Annotated in this window: 17 protein-coding genes and 1 pseudogene; 5 read left to right on the top strand and 13 right to left on the bottom strand. The window is 38.8% G+C overall.

The window, feature by feature from the left end; all coding sequences use genetic code 11:
* Nucleotides 1-11 precede the first annotated feature (11 nt).
* Nucleotides 12-1,709: a glycoside hydrolase family 13 protein gene (locus tag NST85_RS05100; protein ID WP_341188723.1), complete on the bottom strand. Its 1,698-nt coding sequence runs from the start codon at nt 1,707-1,709 to the stop codon at nt 12-14.
* Nucleotides 1,710-1,776: 67 nt separating this feature from the next.
* On the opposite strand from NST85_RS05100, the gene NST85_RS05095 reads away from it, so the two are divergent.
* Nucleotides 1,777-2,574 (top strand): LacI family DNA-binding transcriptional regulator, encoded by a 798-nt coding sequence (locus NST85_RS05095; RefSeq protein WP_341188722.1) that lies wholly within the window; start codon nt 1,777-1,779, stop codon nt 2,572-2,574.
* 87 nt (nt 2,575-2,661) lie between these two features.
* Here NST85_RS05095 and NST85_RS05090 read toward each other — a convergent pair whose 3' ends face one another.
* The 8 genes from NST85_RS05090 to NST85_RS05050 form a co-directional block, all read right to left on the bottom strand.
* Nucleotides 2,662-3,825: an InlB B-repeat-containing protein gene (locus tag NST85_RS05090; protein WP_341188721.1), complete on the bottom strand. Its 1,164-nt coding sequence runs from the start codon at nt 3,823-3,825 to the stop codon at nt 2,662-2,664.
* Between the two features lie 522 nt (nt 3,826-4,347).
* Nucleotides 4,348-4,542 (bottom strand): DNA-binding protein, encoded by a 195-nt coding sequence (locus NST85_RS05080; RefSeq protein WP_307401320.1) that lies wholly within the window; start codon nt 4,540-4,542, stop codon nt 4,348-4,350.
* An 839-nt stretch (nt 4,543-5,381) separates the two neighbouring features.
* Nucleotides 5,382-7,664, bottom strand: coding sequence for a S8 family peptidase (locus NST85_RS05075; RefSeq protein WP_341188720.1), 2,283 nt, complete (start codon nt 7,662-7,664; stop codon nt 5,382-5,384).
* Nucleotides 7,664-8,791: an AAA family ATPase gene (locus tag NST85_RS05070; RefSeq protein ID WP_341188719.1), complete on the bottom strand. Its 1,128-nt coding sequence runs from the start codon at nt 8,789-8,791 to the stop codon at nt 7,664-7,666. The genes NST85_RS05075 and NST85_RS05070 overlap by 1 nt, the downstream gene beginning before the upstream one ends.
* Nucleotides 8,792-9,599: 808 nt before the next feature.
* Nucleotides 9,600-9,728, bottom strand: a complete 129-nt coding sequence (locus NST85_RS05065) for a hypothetical protein (protein WP_341188718.1) — start codon at nt 9,726-9,728, stop codon at nt 9,600-9,602.
* Nucleotides 9,729-9,873: 145 nt separating this feature from the next.
* Nucleotides 9,874-10,164 (bottom strand): hypothetical protein, encoded by a 291-nt coding sequence (locus NST85_RS05060; protein ID WP_341188717.1) that lies wholly within the window; start codon nt 10,162-10,164, stop codon nt 9,874-9,876.
* A gap of 59 nt (nt 10,165-10,223) precedes the next feature.
* Nucleotides 10,224-10,784: a superinfection exclusion B family protein gene (locus NST85_RS05055; protein ID WP_341188716.1), complete on the bottom strand. Its 561-nt coding sequence runs from the start codon at nt 10,782-10,784 to the stop codon at nt 10,224-10,226.
* Nucleotides 10,785-10,849: 65 nt separating this feature from the next.
* On the bottom strand, nt 10,850-11,644 hold the full coding sequence (locus tag NST85_RS05050; RefSeq protein WP_341188715.1) for a hypothetical protein: 795 nt from the start codon (nt 11,642-11,644) through the stop codon (nt 10,850-10,852).
* A gap of 179 nt (nt 11,645-11,823) precedes the next feature.
* Between NST85_RS05050 and NST85_RS29270 the strand changes: the two are divergent.
* Nucleotides 11,824-12,111, top strand: a pseudogene (locus tag NST85_RS29270) (site-specific integrase); the annotation flags it as partial.
* A gap of 841 nt (nt 12,112-12,952) precedes the next feature.
* On the opposite strand, the gene NST85_RS05040 reads toward NST85_RS29270, so the two are convergent.
* The 3 genes from NST85_RS05040 to NST85_RS05030 form a co-directional block, all read right to left on the bottom strand.
* The gene (locus tag NST85_RS05040; protein WP_341188714.1) at nt 12,953-14,719 is read right to left on the bottom strand and encodes a recombinase family protein; all 1,767 of its coding nucleotides are present in this window, start codon (nt 14,717-14,719) and stop codon (nt 12,953-12,955) included.
* Between the two features lie 70 nt (nt 14,720-14,789).
* Complete coding sequence (locus tag NST85_RS05035) at nt 14,790-14,936, bottom strand: SHOCT domain-containing protein (protein ID WP_036684766.1); 147 nt, start codon at nt 14,934-14,936, stop codon at nt 14,790-14,792.
* Nucleotides 14,937-14,953: 17 nt separating this feature from the next.
* Nucleotides 14,954-15,079 carry a hypothetical protein gene (locus NST85_RS05030; RefSeq protein WP_341188713.1) on the bottom strand — a complete coding sequence of 42 codons (126 nt, stop codon included), beginning with the start codon at nt 15,077-15,079 and terminating at the stop codon, nt 14,954-14,956.
* A gap of 169 nt (nt 15,080-15,248) precedes the next feature.
* Here NST85_RS05030 and NST85_RS05025 point away from each other — a divergent pair, with 169 nt between their 5' ends.
* The 3 genes from NST85_RS05025 to NST85_RS05015 all read left to right on the top strand — a co-directional run bounded on the left by NST85_RS05025 (nt 15,249) and on the right by NST85_RS05015 (nt 17,622).
* Nucleotides 15,249-15,476 (top strand): hypothetical protein, encoded by a 228-nt coding sequence (locus NST85_RS05025; RefSeq protein ID WP_341188712.1) that lies wholly within the window; start codon nt 15,249-15,251, stop codon nt 15,474-15,476.
* Between the two features lie 391 nt (nt 15,477-15,867).
* Nucleotides 15,868-16,914, top strand: a complete 1,047-nt coding sequence (locus NST85_RS05020; RefSeq protein ID WP_341188711.1) for a Kiwa anti-phage protein KwaB-like domain-containing protein — start codon at nt 15,868-15,870, stop codon at nt 16,912-16,914.
* 42 nt (nt 16,915-16,956) lie between these two features.
* Nucleotides 16,957-17,622: a hypothetical protein gene (locus NST85_RS05015; RefSeq protein WP_341188710.1), complete on the top strand. Its 666-nt coding sequence runs from the start codon at nt 16,957-16,959 to the stop codon at nt 17,620-17,622.
* A gap of 140 nt (nt 17,623-17,762) precedes the next feature.
* On the opposite strand, the gene NST85_RS05010 is transcribed toward NST85_RS05015, so the two are convergent.
* Nucleotides 17,763-20,924 carry a type I restriction endonuclease subunit R, EcoR124 family gene (locus NST85_RS05010; RefSeq protein ID WP_341188709.1) on the bottom strand — a complete coding sequence of 1,054 codons (3,162 nt, stop codon included), beginning with the start codon at nt 20,922-20,924 and terminating at the stop codon, nt 17,763-17,765.
* Between the last annotated feature and the right edge of the window lie 13 nt (nt 20,925-20,937).

The raw sequence follows: 20,937 nt of genomic DNA, 5'->3' as shown, positions 1-20,937 counted from the left end.
TCATCCACTCCTCAATTTTGATAAATTACAAATCCATCCGTTAATAAGTTACATTCCAGCAATTTATTTTGAGCTAGTATTGTTCCAGTTTGGCTGATTCCTACTGTTTTTCCGGATTGATTCAGAATTAAATTAATTTCACTGTTTTCAAAGGTTCGAATGATATAGCATAGATTCTCATCATAGGAAATACGGATATCTCCCTTCTGGAATACAGGCTTTTGTTTTAATGACAACAGATTCTTTAGAATCTCCATAAATGGAATATCCCAGTGGGATTCCTCCCAATCAAAACACCTTCTATTATCCGGATCATATCCACCCTCAAGTGATAATTCCGTTCCATAATAAATACAAGGTGCCCCCATATACGTACACATGACAGCAATGGCTGAAAGTAAGCGGTCCTTATTCTTATTTACAGAGGTAAAAAAACGGTCCGTATCGTGGGAATCCAGAAGATTCAGCATCATAGCATTAACCTGCCCGCTATTTCTCATTAACAAATGATTTAACTTTTCAGCAAACCCCTGTGCGTTAACAGTCTGGAAAGCATAATAATCTAGGCAGGCTTTGGTAAAGGCATAGTTCATGATACTGTCATACTGATCTCCCTGTAAAAATGCATTGGCATCATGCCAATTTTCCCCGATAATTACACACTCTGGCTTAACTTTCTTAACTGCTTCTCTTAACTTTCTCCAAAAGTGATGAGAAACCTCATCAGATACATCCAAGCGCCAACCGTCAATATCATATTCCTTGATCCAGAAGAGAGCTATATCCAGTAGAAATTGTTGTACTTCGGGGTTACTGGTATTAAACTTCGGCATATATTCACAATAAGCAAATACCTCATAATTGATGTTTTCGGTATCAATTTTGTCGCCGTCAATCATAAACCAATTAAAATACTTTGATTCTTTTCCTTTTATAAGTACATCCTGGAATTGTGGCAGCAGATTACTACAGTGATTGAATACCGCATCCAATACAATCTTAATACCTCGGTTATGGGCCTCATTGACCAGTGTATAGAAATCCTCATTTGTTCCAAAATGCGAGTCAATTTTTTTATAATTGTATGTATCATATTTGTGGTTAGAAATTGACTCGAATACAGGAGTTAAGTAGATACCATTTACCCCAAGGTCTTTTAGATAATCTAACTTTTGTGTAATACCCGGAATATCTCCGCCTGTAAAGCTCTTGGGGTCTGGTACTCCGCCCCATTCCAAATTGATATAATCTGTATTTTTATCTACTAACCCTTGATTAAAGCGATCAATAAATATCTGATAAAATACTGCGCTCCGCGTCCATTCTACAACTTCATGAATATCATTTAGGTTTATATAGGGCATCTGAAAGCAATTATAATAGGACAATTTAAAATCATAGGTGGAAGTTAGTCCATCTTCTGAAAAATAGTAGCATTCCTGACCCTTCCAGATTCGAAACACATAGGTTAGTCTTACATCTTCCAACTCAAGCTCTATTTCGTAATATTTAAATAGATTATCCTTATATTTTTGTTCCATTACTGCAGTTTTTTGTTCCAGGTAGTACTTGTATTTACCACCATATACCACCTCAATTCGATCTATATCATCTTCTTTATCCATACGTAAACGTAATATTATTGCATTCTGATTTATGGGATAGCAGTATTTGGACTCAGGTATATGCAGTATTGCTTGTTTATTCATAGTATTCATTCCTTTGATGTGATTTTTATATATTCACAAAAATGCAAATAAAGTATATAACTAAGTCATGGATAAAAAAATTACAATTAGGGACATTGCTAAGCAAGCCGGTGTCTCAGTAGCCACAGTTTCATATGTTATTAACAACCGCACGGATCAACGGATCAGCGAAGAAACAAAGAGAAAGGTCATGCAAATAGTCAATCTGTTGGACTATACACCAAATTCCTCAGCGAGGTCCCTGTCTACGAGCAAAACTTATAGTATCGCTCTTTATATGATGACTGAGACTTCTCTGTTAAAACGTTCTGAGCAATTACTTTTGATTGAGACATTATCTGAGGCTTCGACTCATTACGGATATCATTTGATTATCCAAGACAATAAGGAAATTGATAAATTAAATCATGTGGATGCCATTTTATGTTTTGATACCACACTTGATTTTTTCCTTCGTATCGGGGATAAAAATCTTGTTCCTGTAATTGCCGTTGACTGCTTAATTGATATTCCCTGGTTTTTTCAAGTTTGCAGCGATTATAAGATTCTAAAGAAAAATGCTGATAAACATTTTGGAGTTGATAATTATTGCTATATATGTTTAACTCCAAACAATGAGCTATTAAAATCGTTTATCTGCAACACTTTCCGTGAAGTAAAGTTTGTAAAGGATTTAAAGGATTTTTCAGAGATTACTAATCAAAATTACGTATATAATCAGAATGCTCTGAATGATCTTATGGCAGAAAATGAAAATTCCTGCTATATTCCATATGACTTACGTTCGAAAATGGACAGGGTATATCATTGCATAGACTTAGCTATAAATCGCATTCCTGATATGGAACACACCCAATTTGTATAATCATTTTTGCAGAAGGCTGCCGTAAAAATATGTGGCAGCCTTTTTGCCTTTTGTAGAATATACGGCAGCTGTTTTCTTTTAATTTTTTTATTTTACCTTAAAGGTTAGTGTCAGTTCTTTCGTTTCCGGGTTATAGGTAAAGGTATACACTCCCGCCGCTTTTGCGATAATATTGTCACTGACACTGCCCTCAACAAATTCCAGTGAATTTTTGTCCTTAATATTACTGAATTTTACATACTCATTTCCTACATTTTCTGTGTCTCCGGTTTTGACTGTGGAAGTAAATAAAAATTCTTCTTTCTCTGCTAACTCAATTGTTAAAGCAGGCATTCCATCTATTTCTTTGAATCTGTATTTATCCTCATAAACATCATTCCAATTCGTTGTAATGGAACTCTTAATATAGTATGAGGTTGTAACATCTGCGATTGCGTCCTTTGGTTCACCGTTATATACCCACTCTATGGTGTCATAGGGGTTTGAATTAAATTTTTCTTTCGTTTCATCGGTGTAATTGCTATTCTCAGTATCATAGACATCAGCACCAGGATATGTTGTTAACTTAAGTGTATAGTTACCAGATTTAAGGGATTTAATATTCGCCCTTTTGGCTTCATTGGATTGATAATTACTGCCAGCGCCTGCAAAGTATTCAATTCCTTCCTGACTTGTCGTTGTTAAATAGCCAGCTCCCCTTTGGTTATACCATGAAGTATTAGTCGCTAACTGGAATTCGTCACCTTCATACAAATCGATACTAATGGAGTAAACGTTTTCAATAGCTTCCTTGGTTAGAATGTGACTGTCATCAATTACAGTTCCCCAGTTGGAGGTGACTAGTATCGGACTCTTACCACTTCCCACAACAGCAAAACTCCTTGTATCTTCTTTTTCTTCTAAAAAGCCTGCAAAGATTTTCGTATCAGCAGTCACTGGTGTGCTAAAGTCATATTTGTGGGTTAAAGAAGGTGTTCCATACCAGCCCATAAATATATAGTTATCTTTCTGCGGGGTATATTCTTTTGCTGATTCACTCTCCTTAACTTCTTCTTTCGATAATTCCGTATTTCCATCCATATCATAAAAAGTTACTGTATATAGAGTCTTCTCTATCGTTTCCTTTGAACTATCCGTGTTGTTTGATACACCAGGTTCCATAGTTGAGTCTGATTTTCCACAAGCAGTCAGTAAAAAAACACTTACGAAAATAGATAATAATACCATAAATATTGCTCTGCTTTTTCTCATAAATTTTACCCCCTACAAATTGATTAACCGGTTAAGCAAAAATTAAAATAAATAGCGTCTAAGCAAAAGACGCCTATTCATAGTCGCTTAACTGTTTAAGCAGATTTTACTATGCCCGTTGTTATATGTCAATCCAACAAATCCCCCGCTCACCCATTAGTGAGATGGACCTGATTTTCTCGCATTTTTTCTCAAGGAATTCCAGCTCCTTCAGACGGAACAATGTCTGATTCTCATCCATCAGCTTCGCGGTAACCCCCGCATTCAGGAATTGTTCTATAATCGCTCATCATGATCAGAACGAACATGGTGAAAGTATTACGACTGGGCATAAAGCTAGAAAAAGAAGTGCTCACATCTCCTGTAATATCCGTTCGTTAACAATAAGTGGTTCAGCCTTTTTAATTAAGACTGTCATAATTAACCCTCACACCCTTAAAAATTTGATTATCATTAACCCATTAAGCAAGAGCATAAGGTTTTTAGCGATTGCCTTATCGTCCTCAACCAAAAATATCCGTTTCATTTATTTTTACCATCCTTTACTTTACAGCTCCTATATCGTCCGTCAGCCGGTTTTTCAGCGTAAGCCGGAACAAGCCATGTATTTCCCATTTTTTTAGCTCCCTTAATCCGCCCGAAAGAGCAATGGTACACTACCATTCTGTCTGTGATTCCCCAATTTTTCGCTGCTTCTTTTGTCGTTATATAATCCACGCATAACATCTCCATAACTTTAATATATTTCTTCCGACGGAAATATACGAGCTGAGGTATAAAACAACGTCAAGACCACTGGCTTAGCCGGAGGTCTTGACGTGCAGGTATATTGTTTTGGTTTCAGCATGACTATCACTTCCTTTCTGATTTTTGCGCAAGAAAAAAGACGCTCATTGCTGAACGTCTAAATAAGAAAAAGGATTGCCATTTTCACAGTACCCCTTTAAATCTCAATTTTTATTTTCTTGTATCCCCACACTCTATATTAACTACTACTGAAACATTAATATAGTTTTTAATGACCTTATTTCTGATTTTATCACCTTCTCCAGTGAAGACGATATGTTTGAAAAAGTGCCTAAAACAAAGGATTTCTACGTATCGGCTGTTCATAATTAATAAACTCGTGCTAAAAAACAGTCATTCCCCCGATTTTTGACCCGACTTTTTTTGCCACGACTTTATTATAGTCTGAATAATGTCTTGATATAAAAACAGGGGAAAGGCTTGATGGATCTGGGTTTGCCCCGTTCTCCATTCATCCTTTCCCCGATTCTATCACGTCTTTATTCGATTTTTAGCACGAGTTTATTAGGAATAGCACGGCTTTATTGTGGGGTTACATCGGCTCGTTGTATCAACACAATAGTCTCCACATGCACAGTATGCGGGCAACCACCAACATTATTAGGGGTTCTGTTATAGTGGTGGGAAGTAGCGTGAAATAAGGATTTCTATACTTTCTTTAAGCTATCTTTCCTGCTGTTATGATAGTTTAACATCAGATTCACATCAATAAAGATTTAAATTTTCTAAAAAACAATGTATCAAATACGTTATTGTCGTTGACGGAGCTGTTGTTTAGTTTCCAAATTGTTAGTGACATATCCACGTGTCCTTAGTCCATTTACAACCTCAGAATAAATGTCATTGCCTCCAGGATCTTTTATCGTAACAATTAGTACAAATTCCTGACTAGGGACAATCAGTCCATTTCTCGGGTTCATATCAATACGAATTTTCCAGCCATCGCCTGATTGGATACCTTTATTGCTAATCTTTCTATAGTAGGATTTTATTGGGCTCCATTTAAAGCCGTTTTCGACTCTGGATTTTTCAAACTTTTCATCCCATGAGTTTTCTAATGGTACACAACCGGCAAATTTAATTTTGCCATCAGGCGCATATTTGTAAGTACCAAAACTCACATCAATATTGGTTCTACAATATTCACGACCATAACGTTGATCGAGTACAGGATTATAGGCAAGTGTCATTCCAATTTCCCCGAAACATTTCCCATCACGAATCAGCGAGTTTGGATAAGGAAAATCAAATAATTCAAGGTGCGTTCCTTGAGAAATCTTTTGTCGAAATACAAGTGTTATTTCATCTTCACTACATTGTAGAATATCCTTTGTATTTACGGACGGCATACCAAATCCATAATATTTAATGTTGTCTTGACTCTGTTCTAACAGTTCCCGTGAGGTCAATCTAGCAGAATGAATAATCATAGCTTTTGCTAACATCAGGTCTTTTTCAACCATTTCATCATATACAGAAGTAAACTTTTGAACTACTCTTGGATTAGAATAGCTGGTTCCTATCCCTTCAATTACTTCACCATTAACACCTAGTCCCTTCATACCAAGACCCGCGATACTAAATGTTGTATCTATGTTGCCTCCATAATCCACTACGTCAGGTTTTACTATGTAGTTAGCACCCGGACCTCTTCGGCTGAATGGGGATGGTTCATTGCCTTTTACAATGGAATTTTCTGAGTCAAATAACGCTAACGATCCTACTGTGATAGCTCTTACGGAATCAGCTGGAGAAATAATACGATCGCATTCCCCCATAGTGTTTTGTGGAGGCCATGTTCGTAAAGGGTTCTGATTTAGATTACCGCTTGAAACAAAAATTTGGACCTTATATTTATCTTGTATATAATCTAAGAAGATACCCAAATCAGACATAGCGCCTTGGCATATTAAACTTTCAATTCCAAGAGAAATGTTCCATACTTTTACCCTTGCAGAGTATTTGTTCATGGCATCTTCAATAATTTCCATCAACTCTTCTTCACCAACTGTGTCAGTTGGTCCAAAGTTTGTATCACTATTCGGTATGGCTACAACATCAATAAATTTGAAGCGTTTTGGATTACTCATTTCTATGTGATTCAATTTATTACCATACTGAATAGTAGACGCTATAAAGGTTGCATGACTGGGATTAAGGTAGGCTTCATTAACGTATTCCTCACGAGCAACAATGTACGGCGATAATAGAGCATTATTGGTACTTATCCCACCATCTATGATACCAATGATTATTTCACTGTCTGAATACTCATCCTCCAAGAACGCTTCCAAATCAGTTCCGACAAATTCATCTAATGGAAGTGAGTACTCTTGAAAAAAATCCACGGATTTCACGCCATTAATGGAAGCAATCTTTACAACGTCATCGTAAGAGGAGACATCCACCTTAATAAATTTTATCCCCTCTCCATAGCTAATGAATTCGTATTTGTCTGATAGCCCCATCACATTTAGTTTTTTTGTAATATATTCAACAATTTGACTATCATCGTATGCATCATCAAAGTCAAAGTACTTAATTTTTATCTTACTTTTAACATTAGCAAAGAGTCCTTGTTGTGAAAGTTGAACTAACTCCTTAGATATTTTTTCTTCTACAGTTATCGGTTTAATATCTAGAACTGCGGTCAGATTTGCACGAAACTTTTGAGATGGAGGATTTCGTATCAATTCAATTGTTTCATTGATACTTTTCTTTGTTACCTTGATATAGATTTCGTCCAAATCCTCACTACCAATAATCGGACAATTACGACAAAGATCACTAGGCTTGTGTGATTTTGCAATCGCTTCTGGTTTAACAACAATTTTTCCAACAGCAGGAATGTGTTCATTTTCAGTGAATACATCATTATAAAAATTCAAAATTTGATCAAATTTACTTATCATTTCTCCCTGCAAATTTGATGTTACCTCGCCGAAATATTTAACCTTTCCTCCACCTAGATTTTTTTGAGTATCAGATGCCTTTTGAAGAACCAACTTAATTGGTAAGTTTTTATCACTCATTATTCATCCTCCTCCGCAATTAGTTTAGATACAGATGTTTTCGATATATTTAGAATGTTTGCAATTACAGCATAGCTGAATACCTTATCACTACATTCACGTAAGAATCTCACCTTTTTCCTTTGAATTTCTCTTTCATCTTTATAATTTTGAGGAATGATTTTTTTATTTATAAATAGTTCATCATAAACGCTGGATTTTGAGAATTCATAACCGTATATAACAGAATTCCGCATTGCTTTTTTAACGATTTCCTCAACATCTGCTCCACTTAATCCAACAAAGGCAGCAGCCATTTCTCTTTTTTCCTTTATAGTGAACTGTTCGCTATTCGTAAATAAGCCTATCATTTTTTCGATTGCCTCTATATCCGGAAGTTCTATTTCCAATTTATAATCAAATCTTCTCCAAACTGCAGAATCAAGTAGGCTCTCGTGATTCGTTGCAGCTAACAGTAAGCTATCACTACTCATAGCATCTACATTCTGCAGTAAGCTGTTAACAACTCGTTTAAGTTCTCCTAATTCGTTACTATCATCACGAGCTTTCGCAATAGCATCAAATTCATCAAGGAATAAAACACATGGAGTTTTCTGCACAAATTCAAAAAGGGTGCGAATATTTTTTGCCGTTGTACCTAGGTATGACGAGATCAAGCTATCAAGCCGCGCGACAATCAATGGCAACTGTAATTCTTTCGCAATAAGATATGCACACTTCGTTTTTCCACATCCTGGGGGACCATAAAGCAACAAAGTGTTTGAAACCCCTAACCCAAGTGAGTTTAGAGTATCAGCATTTTTATAGCTTAAAATAAATGAATTTAGCTTTTCTAAATTTCCTTGGGATAATACAACTTCAATGTTATTTTCGTTTGGATAGATAACATCAGCTAAAGTAGTCCGAGATTCTCCATCAACGGGGATATTATTTTCTTTTATGGCACCCATTGCGGATAGGGTCGACTCCTGTTGCATGGTTAACAACTTGTTAAACTTATTTGCTGCACGGGCTTCATTATCTTCTTCTAGTTTAGCAACTAACTGCTTAGTATAATTCAGGACCTTGACTTGATCATGTTTCAAAGCTCCTTCAACAATCTTTCCTATTTCAATTGAATATTTCAACAAGATCCACCTCCTATTTCATTATACACGAACGATCTCCTTTTTAACAGAACGAATATACTTAAATTAGATATTTATTTCTATTTTTAATGAACGATATTGCATTTCAAGGGAACGAAAGTGTGTTCGCCTAGAGGTCTAGACAAGTCTGCATCGTCTCACCTCAAGATTTAACAGTCCCACACTTCTCATTTAGAAGCTGCGTCAATGACCTCAATTCCAGAACTCAGTTAAACACAATCACTTCAGTAGTTAGGCTCTGTTAGGCTCCCCCGAAGTGGCACAAACCACTCATATCCGAGCGCTTGGCAAGCACTCGGAGTTCTAAATAACTCTAACTCCTTTGATGATTGCTAAATTTATATAAGCCCTTTGATTGTTTTTCCAAGTGATTTTTTGAATACCCGCAACATTCCATTTATCATTAGAATAGGCTCGTTTTCGAAAAAAAAGTCAGCGATTAATTGTGGAAACCCGGAAAGGGCACATGCAAACTCTGCAGACAACATGTTATTCTCGACGATAGCACAGATACATTGTCACCCTGCCCGAAATGCTATGAAATCGAGTGACCTTAGGATAACATGTGAGCGTTCTAGTTCTGGATAAAGATAGCTCCGTAGCGCCTGCTGCAGAGTTTCTAAGTTACACTAAGAATGCATTCTTACCTATAGTTTTTTCGATCTTCGAGCTAATTACAAGCAATCATTCTTCTCTTCCTGTTTCAATATACGGTTATTTCTCATGAAAGAACTTCAACAGCACGCTGCCACGTTCAATCCAATATTTCTAAGCTTCCAGTCCCTCGTTAAGCTTCTGTAACCGTAATGCGGGTTCTTATTGAGCCCAGTACCAGTACCAGGAACATATGCACTTCTTTAGCTGTATAAAATACTTCATTGCCGGACTCCACCGTCAGAAATACTCCAGCAACCATCCCCCCTTAATCTTTCATTGTTCCTTCCTGTTTATAAGCTGATTTTCGTTAAGTAATCCCATGCTTCGTTCATAAAACGTGATGATAAAATCAAAAGGCAAGTATGCCTTAAAGACTTCCTGCGTCTTTCGACAATCAGCATATGTTATCTTTTCGCCTCTCTTACGTTCCTGGCTACCACATAGCCAATCTTTATATTGATTTCCCGAATGATGTTGGACTCAGGGAACTGCTTGATGATCTGCTCTGCAAGTCGCTTCAAGGACTTACTTGGTTCTGCATCTTGAATACCCAGTTGCTTTTTAAGATTGCGCATGCGAGTTATTTTGTCCTTCTCATCTTGCTTGCCATAAATTTGGCAAAGAGTTTCGATGGCAGCGCAAGGCGCCTCACAATCTTCACTCTTAGGGCAAACCCTGCATATCTCGTTTCCCAAGACGCCTTGGCACCTTTCAAGGAAAATAAAAAAGCACCCCGACTTTGGGTGCCCGCTTGTTACCATTCCCATTTTTCTCTATCTATTTCCCGTTGAATCAAGGCTGATTCTATATCGTCAGTCTTTAATAGCTGAGGATTTTTAATAAGATACTCTCTTGCCCATGGATTCAAGTTGTAAGGGAAACGAGCGCCCATATGACTTAAATTCGATGCTCTTTGAATGATTTTATATCCTGCTAATTCCCCAACCGTACCATCATTGTAAGCTAATAACTGTGTATTTGTCCCATTTACGAAGTAGTATAGTAATATTCTTTTCTCCATGGCATTTAACGAATGCAAACGTTCCTGATGTCTCTTAAGCCACCTTTTTGACCTGATAGATCTTATAACTTTTTTGTGAATAAAAGTAATTAAGTTTGCTACAGTAACAACCCCAGAAACAAGGAATGCCATTCCAATATACTGCTTATTTACATTGACAAACTGCAGCAAACCTAAATTATCTATGAGTGTTTTAGGTGAAAATAGTAATATAGCCGAACCTACGGCCACAATTATAAAAAACTTATTCGTATACTTCGCCACTCCTAAGATTTTAGTTATTATCGCTTCCATCCTTCCCCCTCCTAATATCATATTTCGATATAAGGAAGTATTTTCCTGCTACATAAAAAAGCCGCCTATTGGCGACCTGTAATCTCACTGTCTTCAGTTTGTAAATCTGTTAAACCTTTGGGAAACTTCTTTTTAAAAAAGGAAAAGTTATTAATCATCAAAAGAAACGGTATATAACAGCCAATTACACATGCTGTAAAACTAGACAACCAAGGTTCCTCGTTAATAGTTTTTCCAAGTACACGTATAATAAAATATAGGCTTGTCCCCATAATCACTGCCGCTATTAAAGGAATAATCCAGGTTACCAGAATCTTCTTCCAGACACTATTTTTTTTACTTGTATTAAAATAGTCTATATATCCTTTGAACTTAATTCCCTTCCTTAGCCCTCTAATTGTTCCATCTAATTTAACATCTGAGTTACTATTAGTATGCAATATTTCAATTATTACGCCATCTTTTCGGTCTAAAAAGTCAAATTCTAATATCACTTCGTTCTCTCTCGTCATATCTTTCTCTGCTGTAAATTTTGTAACCTTTCTCGATAACCCAGTAATATTGACGTCTAGAATATTTGTAGAAGCATCAAAAACTAATCTAAGATGATCTTCCTTAACTATTTTGTCTCCCATAATAGTCGAGGTTCCGCCATTCCAGATAATTATCTGTGACTTTTGTAAATTGTTTATCCTTTTTCCGGCTACTGTTACTTCAAATTCATCTGGCAAATTAAGGCCGATGTTTCCTATGATTTGGAGTTTGCTAACTTGATAATATAACTTAGATCTTGTTGTAAAAGCATATGTTGTAATTACCCCAATCAAGCCGCCAATAATAATACCTACAACCTCAGACAATAAAACTCCCCCCACCCCATTTAAGAAAAGAAATATGGCGTAATTTTACATTGTTAAGGTCCTTTTCGATAGTACTTTTGTCACGGTTTGTTTATATAAAACTAACTGCAAGTATTTAATAATTCGAATAAAAAATACTTGAAAGTACTCCATTTCATCACGAACGCCCTTACCTCTGATTCCGGAAATTCATCCAAAAGAACAATTTACGATACATCCGGTTCCATGATCTACGCCATACCTCAGCGACACTACTCATTAATCAGGGCGTACATACCAAGATCATTTCGGAACGACTTGGCCACGACAACATAACCACCACAATGAATATCTATGGACATGCTCTCTAATCTGCTGACCAGGCAGCAGCCGATAGCTTGGAATCTCTGTTTGCTCCACGCAAAGAAAGGAACGACAAAAAGACGCTCGCTAATTTGCTAAGAGCGTCTTATTTTATGTCGAATTAACACCATTTACAGGTGATTATTTAGATTTTTCACATCAAATTCACATCAACTGTTCAATCTAGCCACTGTACTAATCACTTCCATAATCCTGTATTACCTTTAAAAACCTTGATGTATGAGGGTTTGTATAGCTGTATTAATCTGTTCAAAACGAATAAACCCCTGCTAAAAAACAGCCCTCAAACCCGCATTCCACCGTTGCCCGTATAAATAAACTCTTGCTACAAAACACTCATTCCCCCAATTTTTCACCCGACTTTTTCTATCACAACTTTATTAAAATCTGAATAATGTCTTGATAAAAAAACAGGGGAAAGACTTAAAATTCGCATATCCCGCTCCCCCGCTCCCCAATCGCCCAAACCTCACGCCCAGCAAGACATCTCAGCCATTCTCTCGCCTTTTTCTTCTCCACGTCAAATAGCTAACAATCTGCCGTCAGAGCAGGAGAAACCATAGGTGAAATACTGGATATAGGAAGAAAATAATCAGAGGAAATGATCGATTAAAAAACCGAGGAAACACTTGAGATAAGATTAAAAGCTGGATGGAAAGATCCGATGAAAATCCCGGGAATGCAAGTGTGGTGCGGGACTCCTGAAGTTATGGAAGAAAAAAAAGAGAGAGAGAATACCCGAGAAAAAGGGATTAGTGGTGATAAGGCGAGGATGGGCTGAGTAAAAGAACGAGAAAAAAAGCCAAGCGAATAACGGCAGGAAATACCTGAGGTCATTCGGCTTGGCGGAATCACATGAATTTGGTTTTGCAATGTGCTACATTTAGCGATTCGATGGTTTTAACACGTCTTTATTTGATTTTTAGCACGGCTTTATTTGTAATATCACGAGTTTATTAATTCTTTACACAATCCCTCACCAACAACACTACATTCTCCACATGTGTCGTGCGGGGAATAGGAACACAATTCACCCCCTTCATTTTTCAACGGCTTTTTTGACGATTGCCCGCGCTTTTTGCCTTGAATGCTGTTCTGGAAGCCCGTTTTGTAAACAAAGGTCAGCTTGTACGGGTTAAGTTGCTCTGGATCGGCGTCCATACCGATAATGATCTTATCAACAATGCTTTCAAATACGGTGCGATCAAACGACGGCAGGAGTTCGTTCGTACGAAGCACTTTGCGAAAATGCTCCAGCCTCTTACTCGTATCGATTTCTTCTTGTGCAGATTGCTCCAACTGAGTCTTCTCTTCAAGTAATCCCGTCAAAGAGGCATCCAGTTCCGCATACTTCTGCTCGTAAGTCGGTCGGTCGATTTTTTCGTCCAGGCACAAGTCGATCAACTTACAGCGCTTCTGTTCCAACGCCTGAATGTCACTGTTCAGTTTGTTCAGCCTTCTTTGACTGTTCTGGTCGCTGAATACGGATTCCATGCGTTTAATCAGCTCATCAATAATGTCCGTATGATTGCGGCATACCAATTTGTACGATTCGACAAAAGCATCCTCAATAAGCTTTTCGTCCAAGCCCTTGCTGTGAGGGCAATACTTCTTTCCTTTTTTTGTTGAGGTGATGCACTGCCAAACAGCCTTTTCGTGTGGGGTTCCGCTATGCCAGCACCGCCGCGAGAAGCTCGTATGACAAAACGCGCATTCCAACATACTACTGAAAGCAAATTTTCTGCTATACTTGTCTCGTTTGCCTTTTGCGCCGCGGCGGCGGTTCTCGCCCCTTCGATGCAGAATAGCCTGTGCCTTATCAAATACTTCTTCACTGACAATCGGCTCGTGATGATTTTTTACATAAAACTGATCTTCCTCGCCGTAGTTCTCCAGTCTCCGCTTGGATATCGGATCGACGGTAAAGGTCTTCCCCTGCAATAGGTCGCCCTTGTACTTTTCATTCTTAATGATACCAAGGATGCTCGTGTCTTGCCATTCGATTCTTCCGTTCTTGGTTTTATGCCCCGCCTCAGTCAATTCCTTGGCGATAACGTAAGCACCCATTCCATCAACGTAACGCTGGAAAATATAACGTATGATCTCCGATTCTGCTTCGTTAATGGAAATCTTTTTCGTAGCCGGATCGTAATCGTATCCTAAGCAGCTTTGAAAGCCGACAAGCTCACCGCGTTTCATTTTCATCTTCAAACCCTTTTTGACGTTGGCGGAGATATTCTCGACTTCCTGTTGCGCTACGGAGCTTAAGATGACAAGCAGTAACTCGCCGTCCATCGTAAGCGTATTGATGTTCTCATCCTCGAAAAATACGGCAATGTTCTTTTCTTTCAGCATGCGAACGAATTTCAACGTATCGAGCGTGTTCCTAGCAAACCTCGATATGGACTTCGTAATAATCATATCAACTTTCCCGTCCATACAGTCGTTAATCATGCGCTGAAAGTCCTCGCGCTTCGTTACCTGTGTTCCTGTTACTGCTTCATCAGCATAAATATCGACAAGTACCCAATCGCTACGCTTGCTTACGAGATCAGTATAATAGGCGACTTGTGATTTGTAGCTGTTCAATTGTTCCTCGGTGTCCGTACTTACTCGGGCATACGGGGCTACGCGAAGAACATCCGATAACTTTCCGGCATTTCGATCAGATATCTTCCGGCTTGCTTTGATAACTTCTACTTCGAGTGCCATTGTTTCGCCTCCATTCTTATTAACTCGTCATCAGTATAATAAGAGCGGGAAGGACCGACAAATGTGCGAATCAAGAAGTCAGGTCCGAAATGATGCCATAATCCCGCATGGTTTTGTTCTTTATCAAATGAAATTCATGCTCAGTAATCAAGGAAAGCTCCAGCAACTGTCTCATCATCGCAATTTGCATACTATACCGGATCAGCTTTTGGTTCATAACTAACCTCCCGTTCGTTATGAAATGCCGAAAATCAGAGATGCGCACAGAATGAACGAAATACGCATCTCTGTTTCCGCCTCTGTTTTGGTTGCTTCACTTCCAATAATCCTATCCGGCGGACAGTGGTTAGCCGTCCTCATAGGCTCTACGCCTCCTCCAGGATCGCTGCAGGCCGCCCCCATTGCGATAACTGTGGCTGGACGGAAGTATCATTATCCCTACGCATGGGTCTTCGCCTTAAATGGCACCGCCATTTATTTATTTGCATGAGCAAAATCGCTCGCATTCCACCGGTTCTGTTAACAAAGCATGCAAAAACAAGAACCGGCAAAATGGTCGTGGCGCGCCTGCAAAGTGGCTATCCTTCTGGGACATGCGGGGAACGGACTGGATAAGATTGTATTTGATTATCAAAGAGCCGTTGAGAGGAACGAACATATTCCTCTACTATTCATTTCATTTTCAATACAAAATCGGACCCTTGAATTAGAAATTCACCAAGACAATAAGCGAAAGGGAAAGGGAAGAGTGCCGTAAGGAGAGGAAACGCAGCCATGTGTTATTATTCCGGATAATCCTGGCTTTGCTCTTCCAACTTGGGATGAAGCTAAAATTAGAAAATACGAGATTTGGGATCGGGAACGCCTCATTATCGACACGCCTCATCAAACGGTAGACGAAAGTTTGAGGCTGGTACTTGAACGGCTTAGCCTGAAGAGATAAATTGTGAGTATTCAAATCAGACGAAATCGATGATAAATATTTTGTTCTCAAGCGCAATAGACATTTACATTTTTTCCAAGTTCCGGCCATTATGCATTCTATAATCTGCATCAATCCTTATTACATTCAGTATGATTTGGCAAATACAATGGAGGAAATCCTTTCCTTTTGTCGAATTATTGAATAAGGAGGAGGCGATTAAAGGATGGATATAAACCACAATGATAATATCGTTTATAGACTCAGCAATTTGGCGTTGACTGACGAAGCTTTAAATGCGGTGGATCTATCTTTTCACCTTGTAAGAGTGCAAAAGGAATCTGATTCTTTTTATCAATCCTCAGGTATTCAACTTGCGCCAGATGTTATAAAGTGGGACAAGAAAAGTATCATTAAAACCTTGCAGGGGTTGAAGGAGGTTGACGATACCGGAAGTAAGGTTTTTCTAGTCGGGAACTATAACCATGAAATCAAGATAAATGACCGTATAGCTAGGTTCGAGCTATCTGAGAACCAGGGGCTTTTAGATAAAGTTAGAAAGCTGACTACAGCATTACGCACTCCCGATCCTGAGTATCTAGAAAAGCATACCAATTTTCAGTCGGTAAAGCTGACCTTAGGTGAGCAAGATGCGTATTTTTTTTATTACCGAGGGGTTAAGAAAAACAGCATGCGTTCATCAAAGAAATTGATGGTCTTCAAGAATGCTAATCAATTCGCCTTTGCCGAGGATACCATAGTCGATATAGGGGGAAACATCGACTTCTTTATTGTCGGAGATTTTATCTTGATTATAAATGTCCGGAATTTCGAGTTCGCTTTTGATTACCGAGATCATATTAATGAACAGCGAGATCGGAACTTGACTGAGATTATTTCAATGCCGTTCTTTGATGGTGAGGATTCGAACAAGGGGAAATTCGAGGAGTCCTGTAAAAAGTATATCCACTCACGGGGGCTAGCTCAAATTAAACGCGACACCTTAACGGCTATTCAGTCCAATTTTGAGGCTAGATGTACTGAACTGTCGCAAATCAAAGCGAACCTTCCTGCGGATCAAGCTGAGCAGGAACGGTATAAGAAGAAGTACAACACCATTTGGGAATTGTTCGAATACATTGATCTGGATAACCGTAAGATTATCTTTAAAGAGGATGCTTCTCCCAGGGCTTTATTACATTTCTTTGCTGATAAGATCGTAAAGTCATTCGTAACCGAAGACTTCAAGGTGGCGGTTGCTTACGAAGAATAATTCTTAGGAGGTATGTAAGTCCTCTTTGGGAGGGAGAGAAATATGTGGAGCAAGCGTGAACAGGTCATTTTATGGGCGACAGCCTACCTTCCCTTAGTCCTTATTATGATCTACAGATTTATCGACAGTAACGACTTCTTCAAGCAAACGAATTGGGCAACATGGTTGGCTAAGCATATGGATAAAACGGTCTTTGACGTAATTGTTATAGCGGGGATAATCGTCATATCACTGCTCATCTACCGCTTGGTTGCCATGCTGCTTTTCAGCGGTTATGATCGTCAATTACGGGCTAGGGAAATAGGTATGAATGTGTCAGTCAGAAAATATGAACGTTTAAGTGTGAATGACTATTCATTTTTCTTAATGACATTACTGCTACCCTTAGTCTCCATAGATCAAGCATCGGGAATAAATCTAATGGTCACCATTGCAATTGTACTGATCATCATAGCGATTTACGTGAAGACGGACTTTATTAGTGTATGTCCGGTGTTCTTCGTGTCTGGTCGACAAGTGTATAAGGCAATCATTTCGAATCAAAGTAGAGAAGCGGAAATCGCTGATCCGTCAATCCGCCAAGAGATTATTATCATAACTCGTGAGAGGTCCATGAATTTAAACAACAAGTTTCGGACTATTAAACTAATCAACAATATTTTTTATTTATCCATTAATAATAACGATGAAGATCCAGATGAATGGTAATTCCCTTTAGGGGCTCCCATTCATCTGGATCATAGTAAAGATATAGGCAATGGCTACATAACAATACCAATGCTTATTATATATTTCGAATGACTTGCTTTGTCATTGTCATGAAGGTGTTGCCTCCAAAGAGTTGGTCGTCACTCACTTTTAATCTCCCGCTCTTCAATATCAAACCCACCTTTAAGAATGAACTCCTGGAGCAAATTGTGTACTTTTATGTTGATCTTAAAGATTGGTATTTTTGAGTTTTCTAATTTCTCAATATAATCCTTTGCCTTAGCTTTTTCTACGGAAGCCTTCAAATCATCAAAACGACCGAACTCATTGATGCTTGCCTCAGTTACATTGGCAGACATCAGATTACGTAGCTTCCTTTCATCCAACCCTAAGAATCGTGAAATACGCCGGATTTGGTCATTCTTTGCTCTGAATTGATATTCAGTGACGTATTCCCTGAAAGTTTTACCACTTTCAAACTTGGCATTTCCGCTTTCTACGTCGTGAAGAAAGATATTTGCATATTTTTGTTCTTCCTGCGTCAATGTAGCGAATGACTTGTGCAAATCATCAAGTGTCTTCCGCATCTCTGCTTCATCTACATTATCTTGAGTAAGAATTTTTTGAAACTTTTCAAAACGCGAGTTCATATAATCTGAGTCGATTCTCCCTGTATCAATCTCCGTCAGGTAACCAACGATCTCGAAAGGAACATCGTCGCCGCCGCCACCACCGCCGCCGCCGAACAGTTCTTTATACCGCATAGCCAGAATCAAATAAGTATTTTCATCCAGTCTCATTTCGACTCGAGTCTTTGGCTTACCACTGCCATGGCTGAAGTTGTACTGTGACTGATTCCACTTAAAGCCTTGAATTTTTGCAGCTTCCAGATAGTCATTGAATGATTTGAAGAGAGAGGCAAATTTACCGCGCTCCGAAAGATCATCCGGAAGCTTTTCAAAGTTCAGAATCCCAGAACGAGCGAACAGTTCGCTGATATCATCAAACATTGAATTCAGCTTATTTAAGTTATACTCAAGCCGTTCTACAAATAATCCAATAGGCTTGTCGCCAGAATAGAGCTTCACAGCTTTTTCTATGTTTTGCTCCATTGTATGCGGATACCTGTAGTATCGTATCGTTCCAAAAGGCTTTTCCGGACCGAACAAACGATTGGTACGTGAAAATGCCTGTATGATATTTTCGTATTCAAGCATCTTATCCATGTATAGCGTGTTAATCCACTTGGAATCGAAGCCTGTAAGCATCTGGTTGACTACAATGAGAAGATCGAGCTGCATTTCGGGTGTTCTCTCAATAAATTGATATGGCTTTTTGTGAGCAAGTCTTGCAGCAATGTCCTTTTTCAGCTTGTCGTATCTCTTCAGACTAAATTCCTGTTTGTATCTGGCGTTATAATCCTCGATTATTTCAACAAGACCATCCTCTTTGAAAGCTACTCCGCCGTTATTGTCGATGCTCGGGTCAAACAAGCAAGTAGCCTTTAATGTGGGAATAGCATGTTTTATCATTCGATAATAACGGATCGCCTCTGGAATGCTACTTGTAGCAAAGATTGCATGAAACTTGCTATTATGGCTTAATGTCACCCAGTTATCTGCAATGTCACGAATAACCGTACTCCAATGTTCTTCCCTTTGATATTGGGAGTTTGGCAGATAGTCCTCAATACCCTTCACATACTTTCCATCATCACCAATATAGCCTGCCATTTTTATTTGAGAGGAATTCATATATTTATAAAAGACTTCGCTCTTATCAGGATCAGCTAGAGCTTCTTCAACGGTAGAGGCTTTTGCCCGCTCCAAAGCAACAGCCTGCCGAATATCCCTATCTCTGTAGGTCAACACTTTATAAGGATCAAATCCGAGAACATTCTTATCACGAATACCGTCGGCAATGCTGTACCTGTGCAACTCGTTACCGAAGATGGTTGAAGTGGTGTTCATTTTTTTTTGGTTTTCATCCTGAATCGGTGTTCCTGAAAATCCAAAGAAAACGGCAGACGGAAAAGAATCCTTTATATTTTGGAGCATATCTCCAAAGGTAGTGCGATGCGCCTCATCGACAATAATAACGATTCTCTTGGAGTTCATTATCTTAATATCATGAGCATTTAATCCGTCTTCTTCGTCCTTGATATTGCTCATTTTCTGAATAGATGTGACGATAAGCGTGTTGGCCGGGTTGTCGCTTTTGAGTTTTGAAATTAATATAATTGTATCTTCCGTTGCCTGAACGGACTCATTTTCATCTGCAAAACCGCGATACTCTTTTAAGGACTGAGTTCCGAGTTCAATTCTGTCCATTAGGAAGATGACTTTATCGGCATCTTTGGAGTTTGCAATCAATTGCGCCGACTTAAAGCTTGTCATCGTCTTGCCGGAGCCTGTGGTATGCCAAACATATCCGCCAAGCCTATCTCGACCGTCCCAGTTGGTTTTGGAAACTCGGTCAGAAATCGCATTTGCTGCATAGTATTGATAACTACGCATGACTTTCAATACGCCATCGGTGTCATCGGCAACAGTGTAAAAGCCGATAAGCCGGTGTGCCATCGGAATGGAAAGCAGTGAAGAAGCAATCGTTTTCCAATCTTTAATAGGCTCGTTATTAAAATCTGCCCAGCGAAAATAGAAATCTTTGTTGAACTTTCCGTCTATTCCGGGATTTGCGAAATAAACGGTTTCTGCCGGTTCCATAGCAACAAATATTTGAATCAGCGAAAATATTCCAGTGAAAATCCCTTCATCTGAATATTTTTCGATTTGATTATAAGCCTGGCTGACCGAAACGCCGCTGCGCTTCAGCTCGATATGTATAACCGGCATACCATTGATCAAGAGCATCAGGTCGCCACGTCGGTCATTTAATATTTTGGACTTGCTCTTATATTTGGGCTGTTGTGCGATCTGATAGCGGCTTTGTCCGGCAGCGATTTCACGGCGGTCGTAAACTTTAAGGCTGACTTCTTTTTCGAAGTGCAGCGTGTCATCGGGATTATCACGAATAATGGCTACAGTTCTTCCATTGATAAATCCGTTTAATTTTAAAGGCGTACGCAGTGTTGTGATTTGCTCCATAATCTGTTGCATCTCGCCGCTTGTCAAAGGATAATTATTCAAACGGTCAATCCCTCTATTGTTTTCAAAAAGAATATCCGCCCAGTTTTTTATCAAATCTTCTTCAGAGGGGTTCTTTAAAACTTTGGATTCCCAGCCTTTATGCGACAACACCTCAATCAAGGATTCCTCAAAATCAGATTCTTTGTTAAAGACCATTGTGCGTTCACAT

The organism is Paenibacillus sp. FSL K6-2524 (assembly GCF_038005525.1).
Classification (GTDB): domain Bacteria; phylum Bacillota; class Bacilli; order Paenibacillales; family Paenibacillaceae; genus Fontibacillus; species Fontibacillus anaericanus.
The sequence above is the reverse complement of the archived record's forward strand: the minus strand, read 5'-3'. Positions and strand labels throughout refer to the sequence as shown.

Coding starts and splice junctions, on each gene's coding strand:
- NST85_RS05095 (WP_341188722.1), top strand. CDS start 1,777: ATGGATAAAAAAATTACAATTAGGGACATTGCTAAGCAAGCCGGTGTC.
- NST85_RS05035 (WP_036684766.1), bottom strand. CDS start 14,936: ATGAACCAAAAGCTGATCCGGTATAGTATGCAAATTGCGATGATGAGA.
- NST85_RS05055 (WP_341188716.1), bottom strand. CDS start 10,784: ATGGAAGCGATAATAACTAAAATCTTAGGAGTGGCGAAGTATACGAAT.
- NST85_RS05015 (WP_341188710.1), top strand. CDS start 16,957: ATGTGGAGCAAGCGTGAACAGGTCATTTTATGGGCGACAGCCTACCTT.
- NST85_RS05090 (WP_341188721.1), bottom strand. CDS start 3,825: ATGAGAAAAAGCAGAGCAATATTTATGGTATTATTATCTATTTTCGTA.
- NST85_RS05065 (WP_341188718.1), bottom strand. CDS start 9,728: ATGGTTGCTGGAGTATTTCTGACGGTGGAGTCCGGCAATGAAGTATTT.
- NST85_RS05010 (WP_341188709.1), bottom strand. CDS start 20,924: ATGGTCTTTAACAAAGAATCTGATTTTGAGGAATCCTTGATTGAGGTG.
- NST85_RS05100 (WP_341188723.1), bottom strand. CDS start 1,709: ATGAATAAACAAGCAATACTGCATATACCTGAGTCCAAATACTGCTAT.
- NST85_RS05075 (WP_341188720.1), bottom strand. CDS start 7,664: ATGAGTGATAAAAACTTACCAATTAAGTTGGTTCTTCAAAAGGCATCT.
- NST85_RS05025 (WP_341188712.1), top strand. CDS start 15,249: ATGCAAAAACAAGAACCGGCAAAATGGTCGTGGCGCGCCTGCAAAGTG.
- NST85_RS05040 (WP_341188714.1), bottom strand. CDS start 14,719: ATGGCACTCGAAGTAGAAGTTATCAAAGCAAGCCGGAAGATATCTGAT.
- NST85_RS05020 (WP_341188711.1), top strand. CDS start 15,868: ATGGATATAAACCACAATGATAATATCGTTTATAGACTCAGCAATTTG.
- NST85_RS05030 (WP_341188713.1), bottom strand. CDS start 15,079: ATGAGGACGGCTAACCACTGTCCGCCGGATAGGATTATTGGAAGTGAA.